We start from the raw sequence: 16,623 nt of genomic DNA, 5'->3' as shown, positions 1-16,623 counted from the left end.
CGCCGGATCCGATCAAGTTGGCGGGTGGGTTGAATCAGTACCAGTACGTGCCGAATCCGACGGGGTGGGTGGATCCGTTGGGGTTGAGCGAGTGTCCAGGCGGAGATGGGTGCAACAGACCATCGTTAGAAACTGTCGATCCCAAGGAAAAAATACCAAATGGAGAGGAGGGGCCTTCTCTCCCTGCACCTAAGACGAAACAAATTTATTTGTACCGGGGAGATGCAAAAGATCCTTCTGAGGTATTTGAAGATGGTTTCACGAGTAAAGGGGATAGCAATGATTTATTTCTTCACTCAATCGATAGCGATTTCCCTCCGAGCAATTTTATTAGTACATCTCTTTCCAGAGATATGGGGAAAGCATTCGCTACAAGCTATTTCACAAGGCCAGGATTTCTCTACACATTGAAAATGATTCCTGGGCGAGATCTTAAAAAGGAACTAGGGGCAGCATATAATTTCAGCAAAGAGCAGGAGGTTGCTATCCCTGGCAGAATAAACAGGGAAGATATTCTTGGTGCTACATTGATTATTGATGACGGTAGGGAGTTTGGATACTCTATTCCAAATCCGCATAGGAGAATAGATAAGTGAAGTCAGTGTTCGCAGTTATTGTTTCGATGGATGGTGTAAGGCAAGGGGTCGATCTGATATGTGATAGCGAGGAAATATCTATTGTCCTAGTGTTTGAATCTGGATATGGAGGGACGTACTATGGTCGTGATTTTTATAAATGCTTTGCTTCGTTAAGGAGTGATAATCCTTTCATAACGTTCTATTGCAAAGGGGCGAAAATAAATGTTCATCCATCAAGTATGTCATCTCAAATGTCTCTTGGCTTGAAAGCATACGAACTAGTGGCTGGCAGGGAGCCAGGTCTAGGTGATCTCGTATTTATATTTGATTATGAAGAAGAAGGTCTAGCGAACAATCCCGATGAGCAGCGACTGTTTTATATGGATTGGGTAAGTGTCTAGGACTTTGAATTGGGCTTTTTTATAATCAGGATTTAAGAGTTCTATTAAATGTTTAAGGTGTTGTTTTCTTCTGTTTTCTTCTGTTTTCTTCTGTTTTCGCAGGTGTAATGGTTTTTTTCAGGATTTTTTTTCAGTTTTAAGGGGGGGGAGGTTGAGCGTGGAGGTGGTCATGCAGTAAAGGTGTTGTGTCGCTATTTGTGAATAATTGAATGGATCAACGCTTTAGGTGGAGAAAATGTTTAGAGGTGTTTGGAGTTCTCAGTTTCTTAGCTACCGAGCTCAGATGAATGCTTGTAATGAAGCTATGACTAGAGAGGTAAGGAAAATGTCTCGATTTACTGGGGAAGATAGTATGGGGAATTTGGTTGTGCGAATGCCAATGGACAATGTAGGTCATGGATATGAGCCGAATCCAATAGATCATGACAATCCGCGCTTCGTTTCTAAAATGAATGCGTTTGAAATGAAATTCGACTTTGAGACATTGAAGCCAATAACTCTTTATCCTGTGGAAACGATTTAATGTTGATGCACCCTTATCTTGATATCCCATATGATCCAAAATTGAAGCATTTTCTAGGAGGTTTCGATATTTATGATCGAGAAGAAACCCTCGGGGCTGAATTGGCGGAGTATGATCCTGAATGTCCATTAGATAGAGAACGGCTGATTTCTCGGTTTGTTGTCACGCGATTCGCGGGGCTGAGTCATCGGCACAAATTTGTTTTGTTGTCTGTGTTGAGCGAGGCTCTTGCTGGGGATGAAAGTGTTTTTTTTACGGTGCTGAAACATGATCCTCTTTCTCGCTCATTGCTTCCGATTGGTTGGGGTGAAATGCAAGATCCAAAGATATTTTTTAGAGATATTTATATTAAGCTTTCAGAGGTTTGGGAGGAAGAGTTGTATGTTGCGGATCAAGAAGGGTTTTCGGCTTGGTAGGTTGAGAGTCCTGCTAAAAACGAATTGTCTGAGTAGTCAATATTTAAGGCGCTGTAATTTCTAGTGGGAAATGGTTCTGAGCTTTTTCAGTTCCTTGGGGGCTATTTTCATGAAGATTGGATGTGTGAATTCGATTTGGCAGATGATGTTGTTAAGTTTTTTATAACGGATTCAGAAAGTTGCGAGTTGGAGAATGTGAAGAAGGAGATCGATGAAATAATCGCGATGAACCTAAAAGAAAATGAAATTCGAGATTTTTTGCTGAAGAAAATTGGATGTTGTTACTGCTATTGGCATGAGTGGAAGGATGGCAATGCGTGGTTAAAGCATATTTCTGCAGTTGTTAGCGATGCATCACTCAATAAGAAGTAATTTGAATAAGTCATCATAATTTTTGATCAACACAAATAGCCTAGTGAAGCGTTGATGTTCTTCACGAGTAGGCTGGTTATTTTATTGGAGATATCAACGCTGGCCCATCAATTGCGGCGCATGCAATTCCGGGGCTGTAAGGCTATCCAACAAATGCACGCTATACCCCGGAACATTCTTCGCATGATGCTTCGCCTGCGACGCCATCTCCGCAAGTTGGCTGGCGTCGAGTTGAGCACAGGCTTCCGGGTGTAAATGGACGACGCCGATAGACAGTGAAAGTAGTGGAAACTCCTGCCGAACCCCTTGGCGATTCGGGGCGATAAAGCAGCCAGCTTCAAGGTGTTCGGGGCGGTAGAAGCGGCGGCATTGGCTTTGGAAGTCGTCGAGTAGCTGGTTGAGGCGTTTGCGCCAGTCTTCCGGGCCGAGGACGAGGAGGAAGTCGTCGCCGCCGATGTGGCCGACGAAGTCGCGGCTGGGGTCGACGCGCTCGTTGAGGCATTGCGCCAGGCACAGCAGCACTTCGTCGCCACGGCCATAGCCGTAGATGTCGTTGAAGGGTTTGAAGCTGTCGATGTCGACGTAGCAGATCACCGATTCGCGGCCTTGTTGCAACAGACGGGTCAGGCATTGCTGGATCGGCACGTTGCCGGGTAGCAGGGTCAGTGGGTTGGCGTAGCGGGCCTGCTGGATTTTCAGTTCGGTGATGAGTTTGAGTACGTCGATCACCCGGCCAAGGCCGAGGTAGCTGCCGTTGAGGGTGATGATGAAATCTTCTTCGATGCGTTGGCGAGCGCGGCTGGTGATCAGGCGGCTGACTTGTTGCAGTGACTGACTCATCTCGACGGCGAGGAAATCGTCATTCATCAGGCGGCTAATGGGTTTACGGGCGAACAGGTCGGTGGCGAAGGGTTTGAGCAGGGCATCCGAGAGGGAATGGCGGTGAACGATGCCGCACGGTTGGCCTTGTTCGTCGAGCACGGCCAGCGAGTTGAGGTTGGCTTGGCGTCGGAAGGCTTCCAGCACTGTGGCAGTCGGCGTGTCGCGCGGTACGGCCGGTTGGTCGTTGAGCAGGGCGCTGAGGTCGCTGCCCTCGTCATTCAGTGCAACGGCGCTGCTGTCGTGTTTGGGCATCAGCGCGCGGGCATCGCGCGGTGGATGTTCCTGTGGGCGGCCCAGCAAGTAACCTTGCACGAAGTCGACGCCCATTTCGGTCAGCACGGCCAGTTCTTCCGGCAGTTCAATGCCTTCGGCAATGACCTGCGCCCGGGAGGCTTTGGCGATTTGCAGGATTGAGCCGACGAACTCCCGTTTCAACGCGTCCTGATGAATGCCATCGATGAAGTGTCGGTCGATCTTCACGTAATCCGGGCGCAATTCCGACCACAAGCGTAGGCTGGAATAGCCGGCACCCAGATCATCCAGCGCAATCGAAAAACCCATGGCCCGGTAGTGATGCAGCGCAGTCTGCAGCAACTGGAAGTCGTCGATTGGCGTTTGTTCAGTCAGTTCGATCACCACCTGACTTGGTGGAATGCCGAAGTCCTGCAGCAGTTGCAATGTGCGTCCAGGCTGATGCGCCGCTTCCAGCAACGATTCAGGCGAGACGTTGAGAAACAGTTTGCCGGGCAGTTGCTGTTCGTTGAAACGGCGGCAAGCGGATTGCCGGCAGGCGATTTCCAGTTCACTCAACCGTCCTGCCTGACGTGCCACTGCAAACAGAGCGATGGGCGAATGCAGGGGGCTGTTGGAAGGGCCACGAGTGAGGGCTTCGTAACCGAGGATGCGCCGCTCGGAGAGACAGATGATCGGCTGAAACAGGCTGTGTAAACCGCTTTGAGTCAGGATCGAGCTCAAGGCACTCAGCTGTTCGGTCGTGGTCATGGCAATCTCTGGCGATAAAAAAAGGACTGGGAGCGTTCTCGATGAAGAGAACCGCTCCCAGTCCTTTATTGCACGACAGAATGATGACTGTTTGATGACGATCCGGGGATCGCCACCATTAAATTGCCATCACCTTACTTTTTGGCCACCTGGTTGCTCAGCTTCAGGTAATCCAGCAGAACGCGCCCGGTTTCGCTCAGGTAGGCATCGTCTTCTGGTTTGACCTTGTCCGGCTCGGCAGCCGCGAGAGCGTCGTCGTCTTCTTTCTTCAGCTCTTTGAGCGGCTCTTCGCCTTTGGCTTTGCGACGGATGTTCTCCATCGCCAGTTGCTTGGCGTCGATGTCAGTGTGCTGGGCACGACGGTCGGCTTCGTTGAGGCTGACAGTTTTTTCTTCCATCAGCTTCTGCGCCAGTGCCAGTTTGTCACGGATGAACACGAACTCGGCGTCCTTGGCCGTGCGAGCGTCATGCTCGGACTTGAGTTGCGCCAGGTACGGTTTGAACGGATCGACCGCCGGTTTGATGGCTGCCTTGATGGTGTCCCACGGCATGGCTTCCGGCAGGGCGCTTTCCCCGATTTCCTTGGTGTCGATCAACGAAGGGTAATCGATGTCCGGCAGTACGCCCTGATGCTGGGTGCTCTGACCGGAAACCCGGTAGAACTTGGCCAGCGTCAGTTTCAGTTCGCCATGGTTCAGCGGCTGAATGGTCTGCACGGTGCCTTTGCCGAAGGTCTGGCCACCGATGATCAGCGCGCGGTGGTAGTCCTGCATGGCGCCGGCAAAAATCTCCGAAGCCGAGGCGGACAGGCGGTTGACCAGCAGCGCCATCGGGCCTTTGTAGAACGCGCCCGGGTTTTCATCTTCCAGCACGTCGACGCGACCATCGGCGTTACGCACGAGAACGGTCGGGCCCTTGTCGATGAACAGGCTGGTCAGCTCGGTGGCTTCCTGCAGGGAACCGCCGCCGTTGTTGCGCAGGTCGATGACCACGCCGTCGACTTTCTCTTTCTGCAGTTCGGTCAGCAGCTTCTTGACGTCACGCGTGGTGCTCTTGTAATCCGGGTCACCGGCACGGAATGCCTTGAAGTCGAGGTAGAAGGCCGGAATTTCGATCACGCCGAGCTTGTAGTCCTTGCCGTCCTGTTTCAGGTTCAGCACGGATTTCTTCACGGCCTGGTCTTCGAGCTTCACCGCTTCACGGGTGATCGGCACGATCTTGGTGGTCTGATCGTTCGGCGCATTGCTCGCCGGAATCACTTCCAGTCGCACCACGGTGCCTTTCGGGCCACGGATCAGTTTGACCACTTCATCCAGACGCCAGCCGACCACGTCGACCATCTCTTTGTTGCCCTGGGCAACGCCGATGATCTTGTCGGCCGGTGCAACCTGTTTGGTCTTGTCGGCAGGGCCTGCCGGCACCAGACGCACGACTTTCACCTGGTCGTTGTCGCTCTGCAACACGGCGCCGATGCCCTCGAGGGACAGGCTCATGTTGATGTCGAAGTTTTCCGCATTATCCGGCGACAGATAGTTGGTGTGCGGGTCGTACGACATGGCGAAGGTGTTGATGTACGCCTGGAAGATGTCTTCCGGACGGGTCTGATCGAGGCGCGCCAACTGGTTCTTGTAGCGCTTGGTCAGGGTTTCCTGAATCTGCTTCGGCTCTTTGCCGGCGATCTTCTGGCGCAGGACTTCGTCCTTGACGCGTTTGCGCCACAGGTCGTCGAGTTCTGCGGTGGATTTGAGCCAAGGAGCGTCTTTGCGATCGATCAGCAAGGTTTCCTTGGAAGTGAAGTCCATCTTGTCGACGCCTTTGTTCAGCTCGGCAAGGGCGAAGTCCAGACGCGCCTTGACGCGGTCCAGGTAGCGCTTGTAGATGGTGAACCCGGCGTTGAGGTCGCCGCTTTTGAGGAAGTCGTCGAACTGGGTCTTCCACTTGTCGAATTCGGCGATGTCGCTGGCCATGAAATAGCTGCGCGACGGATCCAGCAGCTTGATGTAGCTGTCGTAGATGATCACCGAGCGCGCATCGTCGAGCGGCGGCTTGCTGTAGTGGTGACGCTTGAGCAACTCGACGACGTTCAGGCTGGCGATCACTTCATCGCGATCAGGCTGCAACTTGTCCCAGCTGTTGGCTGCGAACGAATTGCCCGACACCGGCAACAGGCCGATACCGATGAAAAGAGCGAGGGCGGTGCTGGGGAGCAAATGCTTCATGCTGATTCGACGCGGGGACAATTGATAACGCATATTAGGCCGTCTTTGAAGTCGCCGGTACCTCTACGCTCTGCACGAAAACGCACTGCAAGTTTTCGTTCAGACCCCAGGGCCGGTCGCATAATGCAAAAAGCCCGGCGCTACAGCTTCGGGCTCAGTCCAGACTCACTATGGAGGCACTGTGAAGGCATTGCAAGGCGTTGAAGGTCAAGTGGCATGGGTTGAAGAGCCGAGTCCTACATGCGATGTAGGACAAGTTCGTATTCGGGTGGCGGCATCGGGCCTCAATCGCGCCGATTTATTACAGAAAGCAGGGCTTTATCCGCCACCGCCAGGCGTCAGCCAAGTGCTCGGTCTTGAGTGTTCCGGGGTGATCAGTGAGGTCGGTGCTGGCAGTTCGTGGCAAGTCGGTGATCGGGTCTGCGCCTTGCTGGCCGGGGGCGGGATGGCCGAAGAGGTGGTCGTCGACGGGCGGCATGTGCTGCCGGTACCCGAGGGTGTGTCACTGATCGAGGCTGCGGCATTACCCGAGGTTTATGCAACGGTCTGGCTGAATGTGTTTCAACTCGCTGCGCTCAAACCGGGTGAGAAAGTTCTCTTGCACGCGGGAGCAAGTGGAATCGGTTCAGCCGCCATTCAGTTGTGCAAGGCGTTCGGCAATCCGTGTTGGGTCAGCGTTGGCTCCGCCGAGCGATTGTCTTACTGCGAAGCGCTGGGCGCCCAGGGCGGGGTGGTACGCACGGATGATCTGGAAAGCCTGCGCGACCTCGGGCCTTTCGATGTGATCCTCGATCCGGTCGGCGGCAATTATTCGGCGCTGAATCTCAAGTTGATGGCGCTGGACGGACGTTGGGTGCTGATTGGTCTGATGGGCGGACGCGAGGCGAAACTCGACCTGGCGCAAGTGCTGGCCAAGCGTGTGCAACTGCTGGGCTCGACGCTGCGCAGTCGCGACGATCAGTTCAAGGCGAATCTGTTCAGCGACCTCAGCCAGCACGTTTGGCCGCTGTTTGCCGAAGGGCGGTTGAAGCCGCAGTTGGCCAAGGCATTTGCGGTGAAAGATGCCGAAGCGGCGTTTGCTGAACTGGCGAGCAATACCGTGGCAGGGAAACTGGTGCTGGTGATTGACGACAGCCTGAACTGAAACACCACCCTTCAGTGGGAGCGGGCTTGCTCGCGAATGCGGTTGTTCATTCACCAGTAATGCTGACTGACCAGACGCCTTCGCGAGCAGACCCGCTCCCACATTTGGATCTTTGGTTACTTCCAGTTGTGGATCGGCCAGCCGGCCTTTTCGGCGTGCTCCAGCAAAACCGGATCCGGATTGACCACATGCGGGAAATCGACTTTCAGCAGCAGCGGCAAATCATTGCGTGAGTCGGAATAGAAACTCGCGCCTTCCAGATTTTCTTCCTCGGCGTCCAGCCATTCCAGCAACCGGGTAATCTTGCCTTCGCGATAGGTCAGGGTGCCCACGGTGTGGCCGCTGTACACGCCATGCGCGACTTCAAGTTCGATGCCCAGAACCTCGTCGATGCCCAATCGATCGGCAATCGGTTTGACCAGGTGGGTGCCCGACGCCGAGATCACCAGAATCCGGTCGCCGGCCTTGCGGTGGGCGGCGATGGTTTTGGTCGCGTCGCTGAAGATGATCGGCTCGATGAAGTCCTCGACCCACGGGCCGACGAGGTGCTCGACCTCTTCGGGCGTACGCCCGATCAGCGGCTCGAGGCTGAACTCCATGTAGTCTTCCATGCGCAATTTGCCATGGCTGTAAGCGTCCATCAGTTCGTTGTTCTTGCGCATGAACGACTCGGGGTCGACCCAGCCCAGACGTCCCATCTGCTCACTCCAGAGCGTGGCGCAGTCGCCGTGGATCAGGGTTTCGTCCAGATCAAAAATTGCCAAGGCCATCAGTGCAGTTCCTTCTTCGTTACCAGCAAAGTCATCAGGCTACCTCACACAAGGCCGTCGGATCGATGGAAAGTGCCAGACGCTGACCATCGGGGTGCAGATCGGCGGCCGAGCGGTTTAGCACATCGACCACCAGTTCGACACCACGCGCCTCGACGCGATAACGGATGACGTTGCCGAGCAGGCTGTGGCTGCGAATCTGTGCATCAAGTTCACCGTTCAGGCTCAGTTCAATGGCTTCCGGGCGAATGGCGATGCGGTGGTTGATCGGGCGTTGCAACAGCTTCGAGGCACTGTCGGCATCGAGCAGGTTGTAGTTGCCGATGAACCCGGCAGCGAACACATCGACTGGTGCCGTGTACAGGGTTTCGGCGTCGCCGCTTTGCACGATTTTTCCCTGATTCATCAGGAAAATGCGATCAGACATCGTCAGTGCTTCTTCCTGATCGTGAGTGACAAATATCGTCGTCAAGCCCAATTCGCGCTGGATCTGACGTATCTGTTCGCGCAGATGTTTACGAATGCGCGCATCCAGCGCCGACAGCGGCTCGTCCAGCAACAACAAGCGAGGGCGGGTCACCAGTGAGCGGGCGAGAGCGACACGTTGGCATTGACCACCCGAGAGCTGATGCGGATAGCGGCTGGCAAAGTCGTGCAGTTCAACCAGTTTCAACACTTCGCCAACGCGCTTATGGCTGTCGTCGGCATTGACCTTTTGCATGCGCAAGCCGAAAGCAACGTTCTGTTCGACGGTCATGTTGGGGAACAGTGCGTAGCTTTGAAACACCATGCCGATCCCGCGCTTCTGCGGACTCAACGGCACGATATCGACGCCGTCCAGCAGAATCTTGCCGCCATCCACCGGCGTCAGGCCGGCAATGCAGCGCAACAGCGTGGACTTGCCGCATCCGGAAGGGCCGAGCAGGGTGACGAACTCGCCCTTGTTGATTTCGCAGTTGATGTCGCTGAACACCGTGGTGCCCGCGTAGTTTTTCTGCAGGTGTTGGACGCTGACATAGCTCATTCGCTTTTGTCCTTGTTCAAGATGTTGGCGATCCAGGTCAGGACCAGCACGAAAAAGAAGTACGAAATAACCAGGGCGCTGGTGAAGTGGCCGCTGCTGTTGCGCATGTTGTTCAGATAAACCTGCAGGGTTTCGTAGCGGGTGCCGACGAGGATGTTGGCAAACACGAACTCACCGAACAGGAACGAGAATGACAGCAGCAACGCGACCATCAGGCCTTTTCGCAGGTTCGGCAGTACCACCAGATACGCCGCTTGAAAGGTGCTGGCGCCGAGCAGTTGCGCAGCGTCCATCAGGTCGCGCAGGTTGATCGCTTGCAGGTTGTTGGTGATCGCCCGGTACATGAATGGCAGCGCCACGGTGAAGTAGCAACCGATCAGAATCCACGGCGTACCGACCATCGCCATCGGCCCGGAACCGTACAGTTGCAGCAGGCCCACCGAAGACACCACCGGCGGCACCGCAAAGGGCAGCAGGATCAGGATGTTCATCAGCGCATCGAGTTTCGGGAAGTGGTAATGCACCACGAACAGCAGCGGCAGGATCAGCACCACCGACAGCACCAGCGCGCCGACGCAGACGAGCAGCGACTGGCCGAAGGCGTGGAGGAAGCGCGGGTCGCTCCACAGCTGGACGTACCACTTGAAGGTGAAGCCGCTCGGCAGAATGGTCGCCGACCAACTGCTGGCGATCGAATAAACCAGCGTGCCAGCCAGTGGCAGCAAGAGGATTGCGAACAACAGATAGACCACGACGCGGTGGTAGACGCCGGCCGGGCCGGATTCAGCGCGAGACATGGTAGCTCCTCTTCAACAGCAGTTGATGCACGACGGTGACGATGGTCATCAGCGCTACCAGCACCACGGCCAGGGCGCTGGCCAGGTTCGGATCGAGAGAAATGTCCCCGGAAACCATCGCCGCAATGCGGATCGGCAGCACGTTGAAGTTGCCGGTGGTCAACGCGTACACCGTGGCGTAAGCGCCGAGGGCGTTGGCCAGCAGGATCACGAAAGTGCCGAGCAGCGCCGGAGTCAGTACCGGCAGGCCGATGTGTCGCCAGAACTGCCAGCCACTGGCCCCGAGCAACGCGGCGGACTCGCGCCAGTCTTCACGCAAGGCATCGAAGGCCGGGTAGAGCAGCAACACGCCGAGCGGAATCTGGAAGTAGGTGTAGAGAATGATCAGGCCGGTTTTCGAGTACAGGTTGAAGTCCTGAATGATCCCGGCCTGCTTGAGCATGATGGTGAAGCTGCCGTTGAAACCGAGCAGGATGATGAACGCGAAAGCCAGGGGCACGCCGGCAAAGTTGCTGGTCATGTTGGCGAAGGCGTTGACGAAGTTGCGCAGTTTCGAGTCGACCCGACGCAGCGAATAGGCACCGAGCACCGCGATGATGATGCCGAAGACACTCGACCAGAAACTGATTTCGAGGCTGTACTGGATCGCCTGCAGGTAGAACTTCGAGCTGAAGATCTTGGTGAAATTTTCAATGCCCCAGCCGAACTCTTCCGATTGCAGGCTGTTGATCATCACCCAGATCAGCGGGGCGATTTCGAAGACGATAAAGAACAGGGCGAAGGGCACCAGGCACAGGGCTGCCAGCCATTTGCCGCGAGTCATGGCATTCACTTGAGCAACTCCCGGCACACAGGTTTGTCGTGGGGCACGCCGAGCAGTTCGCAGACCGTGCCGCAGATTTCCGTCTGTTTCGGTGCTGCGTTTGCGTCGAGGCTGAAGGCGTCACCGAGGACGAACAACGGCACCTGACGTTCTTCCGGCAGCAGACCGTTGTGCGAGCGGTCGTTGTTCATGCCGTGGTCGGCGGTCACCAGCATCTGGTAACCGGCGTCGAGCCAGGTTTGCAGGTAATCAGCGAGGATGATGTCGGCAGAGCGCGCGCTGTTGCGGTATTGCGGAGTGTCGAGGCCATGCTTGTGGCCGGCGTCGTCGATGTTCATCGGGTGGATCAAAAGGAAGTTCGGCGCATGGCGCAGGCGCAGGTTTTCGGCGTCGGCGAACAGGTGCGAATCCGGATAGTGATCGTTCCAGTAGAAATGCCCGTGCTGGATCGGCAGCGACGGATCATCGGTGTGGCGATCACGGGCGGCCACGAACGGCGAACGGTTGTACAACTCGCTGACCCAGTGATACGCCGCGGCGGCGGTTTTCAGACCGGCATCGCGGGCGTAGTGATAGATGCTGCGCTGGTTGGACAGGCGCGAGACGTTGTTGTGAACGATGCCGCTGTCGATCGGCGGTACGCCCGTGAGGATGCATTCGTAAAGCGGTCGGGACAGGGCCGGCAACTCGCACTCCAACTGGTAGAGCGTGGCGCGTCCTGCGCCAACGTAAGCCTGCAGATGCCCCATGGCGTGACGCGCGACTTCAAAATTGAGGCCGTCGAGCACGACAAGGATGACGTTGTGCTTCATAGGGGCAAAAACTCCGCGAAACAATAAATTTCGGATTCAACCTGGATCCCCCTGTGGGAGCGGGCTTGCTCGCGAAAGCGGAGTGTCAGTCAATAATTTTTTGACTGATTCACCGCATTCGCGAGCAAGCCCGCTCCCACATTTGGATCTTCAACAGATCACAAAAGGGTGACCAGCCGCTTTATTTCATCTCGACGATGACTTCTTCGTTCCACTTCTGCGGCAGAGCCTTGGAGGTTTTTTCCCATGCATCGGCGTCTTTGATCGGCGTGACCTTTTTGTACTGCTCGTTCGGCAGCAGCTTGGCTTTCACATCTTCCGGCAGTTGCAGGTGCTCGGCGCGGATCGGACGGGCGTTACCGCGGGCGAGGTTGGTCTGGCCGGCGTCGCTGAAGATGTATTCGCGGGTCAGCTTGGCGGCGTTAGGGTTTTTCGCGTACTTGTTGATGATCGTGGTGTAGCCGGAAATCACCGAACCGTCGGACGGGATCAGCACCACGTAGTCATCCGGGTTGGCCATCTTGGCCTTGTAGCTCAGGCCGTTGAAGTCCCAGACCACGCCGACTTCGATTTCGCCTTTTTCCATAGTGGCGATGGTCGGGTTGGCCATCGACAGGCGACCCTGTTTGGCGATGTCAGCGAAGAGCAACAGGGCAGGCTGGAGGTTTTTCTCGTCGCCACCGTTGGCCAGTGCAGCGGCGAGTACGCCGTTGGCGGCTTGCGCGGCGGTGCTTACGTCACCGATTGAGACCTTGTATTTGCCGCCCTTGAGGTCGGCCCATTTGGTCGGTACTTCGGAGCCGTGCAGCAGTTTTTTGTTGACGATGAAGGCGATGGTGCCGGTGTAGGCCAGTGCCCAGTTGCCGTCCTTGTCCTTGGCCCAGGCCGGAATCTGATCCCAAGTGCTTGGCTTGTACGGTTGCACCACGCCTTGCTTGACCGCGATCGGGCCGAAGGCTGCACCGACGTCGCCGATGTCGGCGCTGGCGTTGTCTTTTTCGGCAGCGAACTTGGCGATTTCCTGGGCCGAGCTCATGTCGGTGTCGATGTGTTTCAGGCCGTAGGTCTTGGCCAGGTCTTCCCAGGTGCCTTTCCAGTTGGCCCAGTCATCGGGCATGCCGACGCTGTTGACAGCGCCTTCCGCTTTCGCAGCGGCTTCGAGGGTTTTCAGATCGGTGTCTGCCGCCATCGCGGCGGTGCACATTGCAATGGTCGAGCCTAACAGTGTTGCCAGGAAAAGCTGTTTCATTCCGAAGCTCCTTGGTCGTGTTCAACGCTGCGATTGCGGTTTGTGTTGGTCTAGGTCAGCAATACCTGAGCCAATTTAAGGGGGCTGGATGACACTTTGATGTCGGTGGTCGTCTGGCGGGCCTTTTATTTGCCCGGTTTCGACCGCTGCCCGCTAAGCGTAGACCATGCTCAAAGCCCCGGCGGGCAAGGGACTTGGCCGATGTATTGCAAGTCGTGAGGACGACCGTTCGGTAGTTTTGTCATCTCTCGGTCATCTGCACTGCCTAGGCTTGCAACACACGCAAACGGCACGATTGCCGTTCGTTTTCTGCCCCGAAACAGTGCTGGTCTAGTCCAGATAGGTAACGTTGATGCGCGATGAGGCTACAAAAGCGGTGACAGCCATTGGCCAGATCCTGCAGGAGCAACTCGACCACGGTTTGTTGGCGCCCGGGAGCAAATTGCCGGCCGAGCGCAAGCTCAGTGAGTTGTTTGGCACGACGCGAATCACGGTGCGTGAGGCGTTGTTGCAACTCGAGGCGCAGGGGCAGATTTATCGCGAGGAGCGACGCGGCTGGTTCGTTTCACCGCCGCGTCTGGCTTATAACCTGATGCAGCGCAGTCACTTTCACGCGATGGTCAGCGCGCAGGGGCGTGTGCCTTCGACCGAGGTGATTTCGGCGCGGTTGCAGCCGGCGTCGGCGGCGGTGTGTGCCTGGCTGCAATTGCCAGCGTTATCGAGCGTGATTCAGATTTGCCGGTCGCGGCGGATCGATGGGCGGTTGGTGTTGTATGTGGAGCACTATCTGAATCCGCAGTTTTTTCCGGGGATTCTGGAGTTTGATTTGAATCAGTCGATTACCGAGTTGTATGCGCGGCATTACGATTTGCACTATGGGCGGGTGCGGTTCGAGATTGTTCCGACGTCTTTATCGGTGGATGCGGCGGCGGCTTTACGGGTTTCGGTGGGGAGTCCGGGGTTACGGATTGCTCGGGTCAATTATGATCAGTCTGGGCGGTTGATTGATTGTGATCTGGAGTTTTGGCGGCATGATGCGATTCACGTAAGTGTTGATGTTGTTTGACCTTGGCGGCCTCTGGGCCGGCCATGCTTTGGGTTATTTTGGGTGAATATCCGTTGCTTCTTGTGCTGCCGCTGACGGCTTCGCCCTTACGGCGACTCACTTTTTTGACAAACGCCTCAAAAAAGTAAGCAAAAAAAGGCTCGCCCTGGCGTTCGGCTTTCGCAGGCTCGGGTTCCTTCGCTCCGGCATCCATCCGGGGGCATCGACTTCGTCGATGAGCGCGGCTTCGCCGCCCGGCACTGCGTGCCAATCCCCGGATGAACACCTGCGCTCAGCCTTCCGAAGGGGCGGGTGAATCAAGATCAAAAGCTTTTGTCGAGCTAACGCTCATCCTGTGTTTTGCGATTTACGCTTTATTCTTTTGGTTCGCCGCCACCCGCTGTAATCACCTGCACATTCATCCTCGGTGTCGCCAGATCCAGTCCGGCCTCATCCAGATGCCGTTTCAGAGACAGGTTGAACGCCCGTGAAACTTCCCATTGTTTGATCGGTGCGGTCTTGAACCGGGCACGCAATATCGCATTACCCGATTCGAAACTTTCCACCCCTTGTATCTCCAGTGGCGACCAGATGTTGCGTCGCTGCAGCGGGTCGGTGCGCATTTTCTGGCCGACGTCGCGCATCAATTTGATGGCTTCGTCGATGTTCATGTTGAACGGCACGGCTACGCGGAAGATCGCGTAGCCGAATTCCCGCGAGTAGTTCTTGATGCTTTTGATTTCGCTGAACGGGATCGTATGGACGATACCGTCGATGTCGCGCAGGCGTACGGTGCGGATGGTCAGGCCTTCGACGGTGCCGAGGTGGCCGCCGACGTCGACGTAGTCATCGATGGCCAGGGAGTCTTCGATGATGATGAACAGGCCGGTGATCAAGTCCGCGACCAGCGACTGCGCACCGAAACCGATGGCCAGACCGATGACGCCGGCACCTGCCAGCAGCGGCGTGACGTTCATGCCCATGTTCGCCAACGCGACGATCAGGGCGATGATGAAGATCGCCACGAACAGGACGTTGCGGATCAGCGGCATCATCGTCTGTGCGCGGGCATTGGCCAGGCCTTTGCGCGAGCGGGTAAGGGCGTGGTGCACGGCGGTGTCGGCGAGGATCCAGATCAGCCAACTGAAAATCAGCGTGCCGATCAGGCTGAAGAGTTTGACGCTGACGTCATGGCCTTCGCCTTCGGTGAAGCCGATCAGCGACATGCCCCACACGCGCAGACCGAGTTCGATGAAGGCCAGCCACACCAGCAAATGCGCAAGGGTGTAGAAGAAGTTTTTCAGGCGTTCCGAGTAGAGGGCGTGGCGTCTCGGGCCGCGTTGCGGTTTGAGTGAATGACGGCGCACGAGGCCGTTTATCACCATGCACAACACCAGAAGCACGGTGCAGATCAGTGACTGGCGCAATGCCGTGCTGGTGTCGCCGGCGGAGATGAATGTGGCGAACAGTGAAATGCCGACCAGCACCAGCGCCGGCACGTACCAGAAGGTGCCGAGGATATCGATGGTGTCGCTGAGGGCGCGCCGGGTCAGGCGTCGTGACAGTGGCTGGTTGCGGATCAGGTGGGCAATCGGCCGGCGGAAACGCAGGATGAACAACCCGGTCGACAACGCTGCGAGGATGTTGGCGACAGTGGCGGCGGTGTGCGCCAAGTGCACGCCAAGGCTTTCGATCAGTTTCGGGTCGTTCAGCGCTTCACCGAACGCGGCGAAACTGCCGATCAACCACAGCGGCCGAAACGCCTGATGGCGCAGGATGTACAGGGCGCGATGGCGGTGCGGGCCGTCGAGCAGGGAGAACGCGATCACGCAGATGGCCGAGAAACAGGTGCCGACCACCAGCGCATAGGCCAGCACCATCGCCAGGCTTTTGCCCAGCGACGACGGCAAGGCGTAGCTCATGTAAACGGTCATTACCAAGGCGATCAGCCATGGCCCGAGCTTGCGCAGCGCGAAACGCAGCATGTCGAGGGCTTTGGGGTGTTGCGGCAATTCTTCGGTGAGGCCGAAGCGCATGCGCACCCGATGACCTAGCCAGATCAGCGCAGCGGCGAGCAGGCTCCAGACCATCAGGATCATGGCGAAGCCGAAGATGATCGGCAGCCATTCGCTGGCCGGCAGCATCATGCTGCTCAGTTCGTCCTTGGCCAGATCGAATTCGTTTGACCAGCGGGTAAGCGGGCTGTCGGCGCCGGAGAATTGCTTTTCGAAATTGGCCAGCGTGCCGCCGATCAAGCCAAGCACGCCTTCTTCGGGAGAAGCCTGGGCCTTTTTCGTGGCATCACGGAGCTTCTTCAGGTCGCTCAGCAACTGTGCGCGTTGCTTGTCGTTTTCCAGCGACTTGATGACTTCATCGAGAGATTGCCCCAGCGGTTCCTGCGCCTCGGGCTGTGTCTTGCTGGTGTTGAGCAGGCCCGGCAGACCGACCGCGTGGGCAGGCGCCACGGGCAGCAGCGTCATCAGGCAGACGAGGAACAGGCAGGGCAGAGCAAACAGACGAGCAAACACTAGGCGGTCAACCTCGCAAGGGGCGGATTCGCTGGAGT

15 protein-coding genes are annotated in these 16,623 nt (G+C 56.4%); 6 read left to right on the top strand and 9 right to left on the bottom strand.

Features of this window, described 5'->3' with window-relative positions; translation table 11 throughout:
* From F2P67_RS24755 to F2P67_RS24740, 4 genes are all read left to right on the top strand, one after another.
* On the top strand, window positions 1–596 hold a 596-nt coding region (locus F2P67_RS24755), incomplete at its 5' end, for a scabin-related ADP-ribosyltransferase (RefSeq protein WP_425511029.1).
* Window positions 593–979 carry a hypothetical protein gene (locus F2P67_RS24750; protein WP_343045177.1) on the top strand — a complete coding sequence of 129 codons (387 nt, stop codon included), beginning with the start codon at window positions 593–595 and terminating at the stop codon, window positions 977–979. The genes F2P67_RS24755 and F2P67_RS24750, both read left to right, overlap by 4 nt.
* A 522-nt stretch (window positions 980–1,501) precedes the next feature.
* Window positions 1,502–1,918, top strand: a complete 417-nt coding sequence (locus F2P67_RS24745) for a hypothetical protein (RefSeq protein WP_166224978.1) — start codon at window positions 1,502–1,504, stop codon at window positions 1,916–1,918.
* A 63-nt stretch (window positions 1,919–1,981) separates the two neighbouring features.
* The gene (locus tag F2P67_RS24740; protein ID WP_343045176.1) at window positions 1,982–2,290 is read left to right on the top strand and encodes a contact-dependent growth inhibition system immunity protein; all 309 of its coding nucleotides are present in this window, start codon (window positions 1,982–1,984) and stop codon (window positions 2,288–2,290) included.
* A gap of 93 nt (window positions 2,291–2,383) precedes the next feature.
* On the opposite strand, the gene F2P67_RS24735 is transcribed toward F2P67_RS24740, so the two are convergent.
* Both F2P67_RS24735 and F2P67_RS24730 read right to left on the bottom strand, forming a co-directional pair.
* On the bottom strand, window positions 2,384–4,174 hold the full coding sequence (locus F2P67_RS24735; RefSeq protein WP_166224975.1) for a bifunctional diguanylate cyclase/phosphodiesterase: 1,791 nt from the start codon (window positions 4,172–4,174) through the stop codon (window positions 2,384–2,386).
* Window positions 4,175–4,308: 134 nt separating this feature from the next.
* Complete coding sequence (locus F2P67_RS24730; RefSeq protein WP_166224972.1) at window positions 4,309–6,393, bottom strand: carboxy terminal-processing peptidase; 2,085 nt, start codon at window positions 6,391–6,393, stop codon at window positions 4,309–4,311.
* 181 nt (window positions 6,394–6,574) lie between these two features.
* Between F2P67_RS24730 and F2P67_RS24725 the strand changes: the two genes are divergently transcribed.
* Window positions 6,575–7,537 carry a zinc-binding dehydrogenase gene (locus tag F2P67_RS24725; RefSeq protein WP_166224969.1) on the top strand — a complete coding sequence of 321 codons (963 nt, stop codon included), beginning with the start codon at window positions 6,575–6,577 and terminating at the stop codon, window positions 7,535–7,537.
* Window positions 7,538–7,653: 116 nt separating this feature from the next.
* Here F2P67_RS24725 and F2P67_RS24720 read toward each other — a convergent pair whose 3' ends face one another.
* From F2P67_RS24720 to F2P67_RS24695, 6 genes are all read right to left on the bottom strand, one after another.
* Window positions 7,654–8,307 (bottom strand): HAD family hydrolase, encoded by a 654-nt coding sequence (locus F2P67_RS24720; protein WP_166224966.1) that lies wholly within the window; start codon window positions 8,305–8,307, stop codon window positions 7,654–7,656.
* Window positions 8,308–8,341: 34 nt separating this feature from the next.
* Window positions 8,342–9,331, bottom strand: a complete 990-nt coding sequence (locus F2P67_RS24715) for an ABC transporter ATP-binding protein (RefSeq protein ID WP_166224963.1) — start codon at window positions 9,329–9,331, stop codon at window positions 8,342–8,344.
* A complete protein-coding gene (locus F2P67_RS24710) occupies window positions 9,328–10,128 on the bottom strand; it encodes an ABC transporter permease (protein WP_166224960.1) in 801 nt (266 codons plus the stop codon). The genes F2P67_RS24715 and F2P67_RS24710 overlap by 4 nt, the downstream gene beginning before the upstream one ends.
* Complete coding sequence (locus F2P67_RS24705) at window positions 10,115–10,951, bottom strand: ABC transporter permease (RefSeq protein WP_166224991.1); 837 nt, start codon at window positions 10,949–10,951, stop codon at window positions 10,115–10,117. The genes F2P67_RS24710 and F2P67_RS24705 overlap by 14 nt, the downstream gene beginning before the upstream one ends.
* 5 nt (window positions 10,952–10,956) lie before the next feature.
* On the bottom strand, window positions 10,957–11,763 hold the full coding sequence (locus F2P67_RS24700) for an alkaline phosphatase family protein (RefSeq protein WP_166224957.1): 807 nt from the start codon (window positions 11,761–11,763) through the stop codon (window positions 10,957–10,959).
* A 181-nt stretch (window positions 11,764–11,944) separates the two neighbouring features.
* On the bottom strand, window positions 11,945–13,012 hold the full coding sequence (locus tag F2P67_RS24695; RefSeq protein ID WP_166224954.1) for an ABC transporter substrate-binding protein: 1,068 nt from the start codon (window positions 13,010–13,012) through the stop codon (window positions 11,945–11,947).
* 352 nt (window positions 13,013–13,364) lie between these two features.
* On the opposite strand from F2P67_RS24695, the gene F2P67_RS24690 reads away from it, so the two are divergent.
* Window positions 13,365–14,078 (top strand): UTRA domain-containing protein, encoded by a 714-nt coding sequence (locus F2P67_RS24690; RefSeq protein ID WP_166224951.1) that lies wholly within the window; start codon window positions 13,365–13,367, stop codon window positions 14,076–14,078.
* A gap of 353 nt (window positions 14,079–14,431) precedes the next feature.
* On the opposite strand, the gene F2P67_RS24685 is transcribed toward F2P67_RS24690, so the two are convergent.
* Complete coding sequence (locus F2P67_RS24685) at window positions 14,432–16,585, bottom strand: mechanosensitive ion channel domain-containing protein (RefSeq protein WP_166224948.1); 2,154 nt, start codon at window positions 16,583–16,585, stop codon at window positions 14,432–14,434.
* Window positions 16,586–16,623 lie beyond the last annotated feature (38 nt).

It is taken from the genome of Pseudomonas atagonensis, from assembly GCF_011369485.1.
Classification (GTDB): domain Bacteria; phylum Pseudomonadota; class Gammaproteobacteria; order Pseudomonadales; family Pseudomonadaceae; genus Aquipseudomonas; species Aquipseudomonas atagonensis.
This window is presented reverse-complemented; position numbering and strand designations above follow the sequence as displayed.

What these genes read in the sequence shown, in the direction of transcription:
- F2P67_RS24720 (WP_166224966.1), bottom strand. Translation starts at nt 8,307, where the DNA reads ATGGCCTTGGCAATTTTTGATCTGGACGAAACCCTGATCCACGGCGAC.
- F2P67_RS24695 (WP_166224954.1), bottom strand. Translation starts at nt 13,012, where the DNA reads ATGAAACAGCTTTTCCTGGCAACACTGTTAGGCTCGACCATTGCAATG.
- F2P67_RS24735 (WP_166224975.1), bottom strand. Translation starts at nt 4,174, where the DNA reads ATGACCACGACCGAACAGCTGAGTGCCTTGAGCTCGATCCTGACTCAA.
- F2P67_RS24715 (WP_166224963.1), bottom strand. Translation starts at nt 9,331, where the DNA reads ATGAGCTATGTCAGCGTCCAACACCTGCAGAAAAACTACGCGGGCACC.
- F2P67_RS24730 (WP_166224972.1), bottom strand. Translation starts at nt 6,393, where the DNA reads ATGAAGCATTTGCTCCCCAGCACCGCCCTCGCTCTTTTCATCGGTATC.
- F2P67_RS24690 (WP_166224951.1), top strand. Translation starts at nt 13,365, where the DNA reads ATGCGCGATGAGGCTACAAAAGCGGTGACAGCCATTGGCCAGATCCTG.
- F2P67_RS24710 (WP_166224960.1), bottom strand. Translation starts at nt 10,128, where the DNA reads ATGTCTCGCGCTGAATCCGGCCCGGCCGGCGTCTACCACCGCGTCGTG.
- F2P67_RS24705 (WP_166224991.1), bottom strand. Translation starts at nt 10,951, where the DNA reads ATGACTCGCGGCAAATGGCTGGCAGCCCTGTGCCTGGTGCCCTTCGCC.
- F2P67_RS24700 (WP_166224957.1), bottom strand. Translation starts at nt 11,763, where the DNA reads ATGAAGCACAACGTCATCCTTGTCGTGCTCGACGGCCTCAATTTTGAA.
- F2P67_RS24745 (WP_166224978.1), top strand. Translation starts at nt 1,502, where the DNA reads ATGTTGATGCACCCTTATCTTGATATCCCATATGATCCAAAATTGAAG.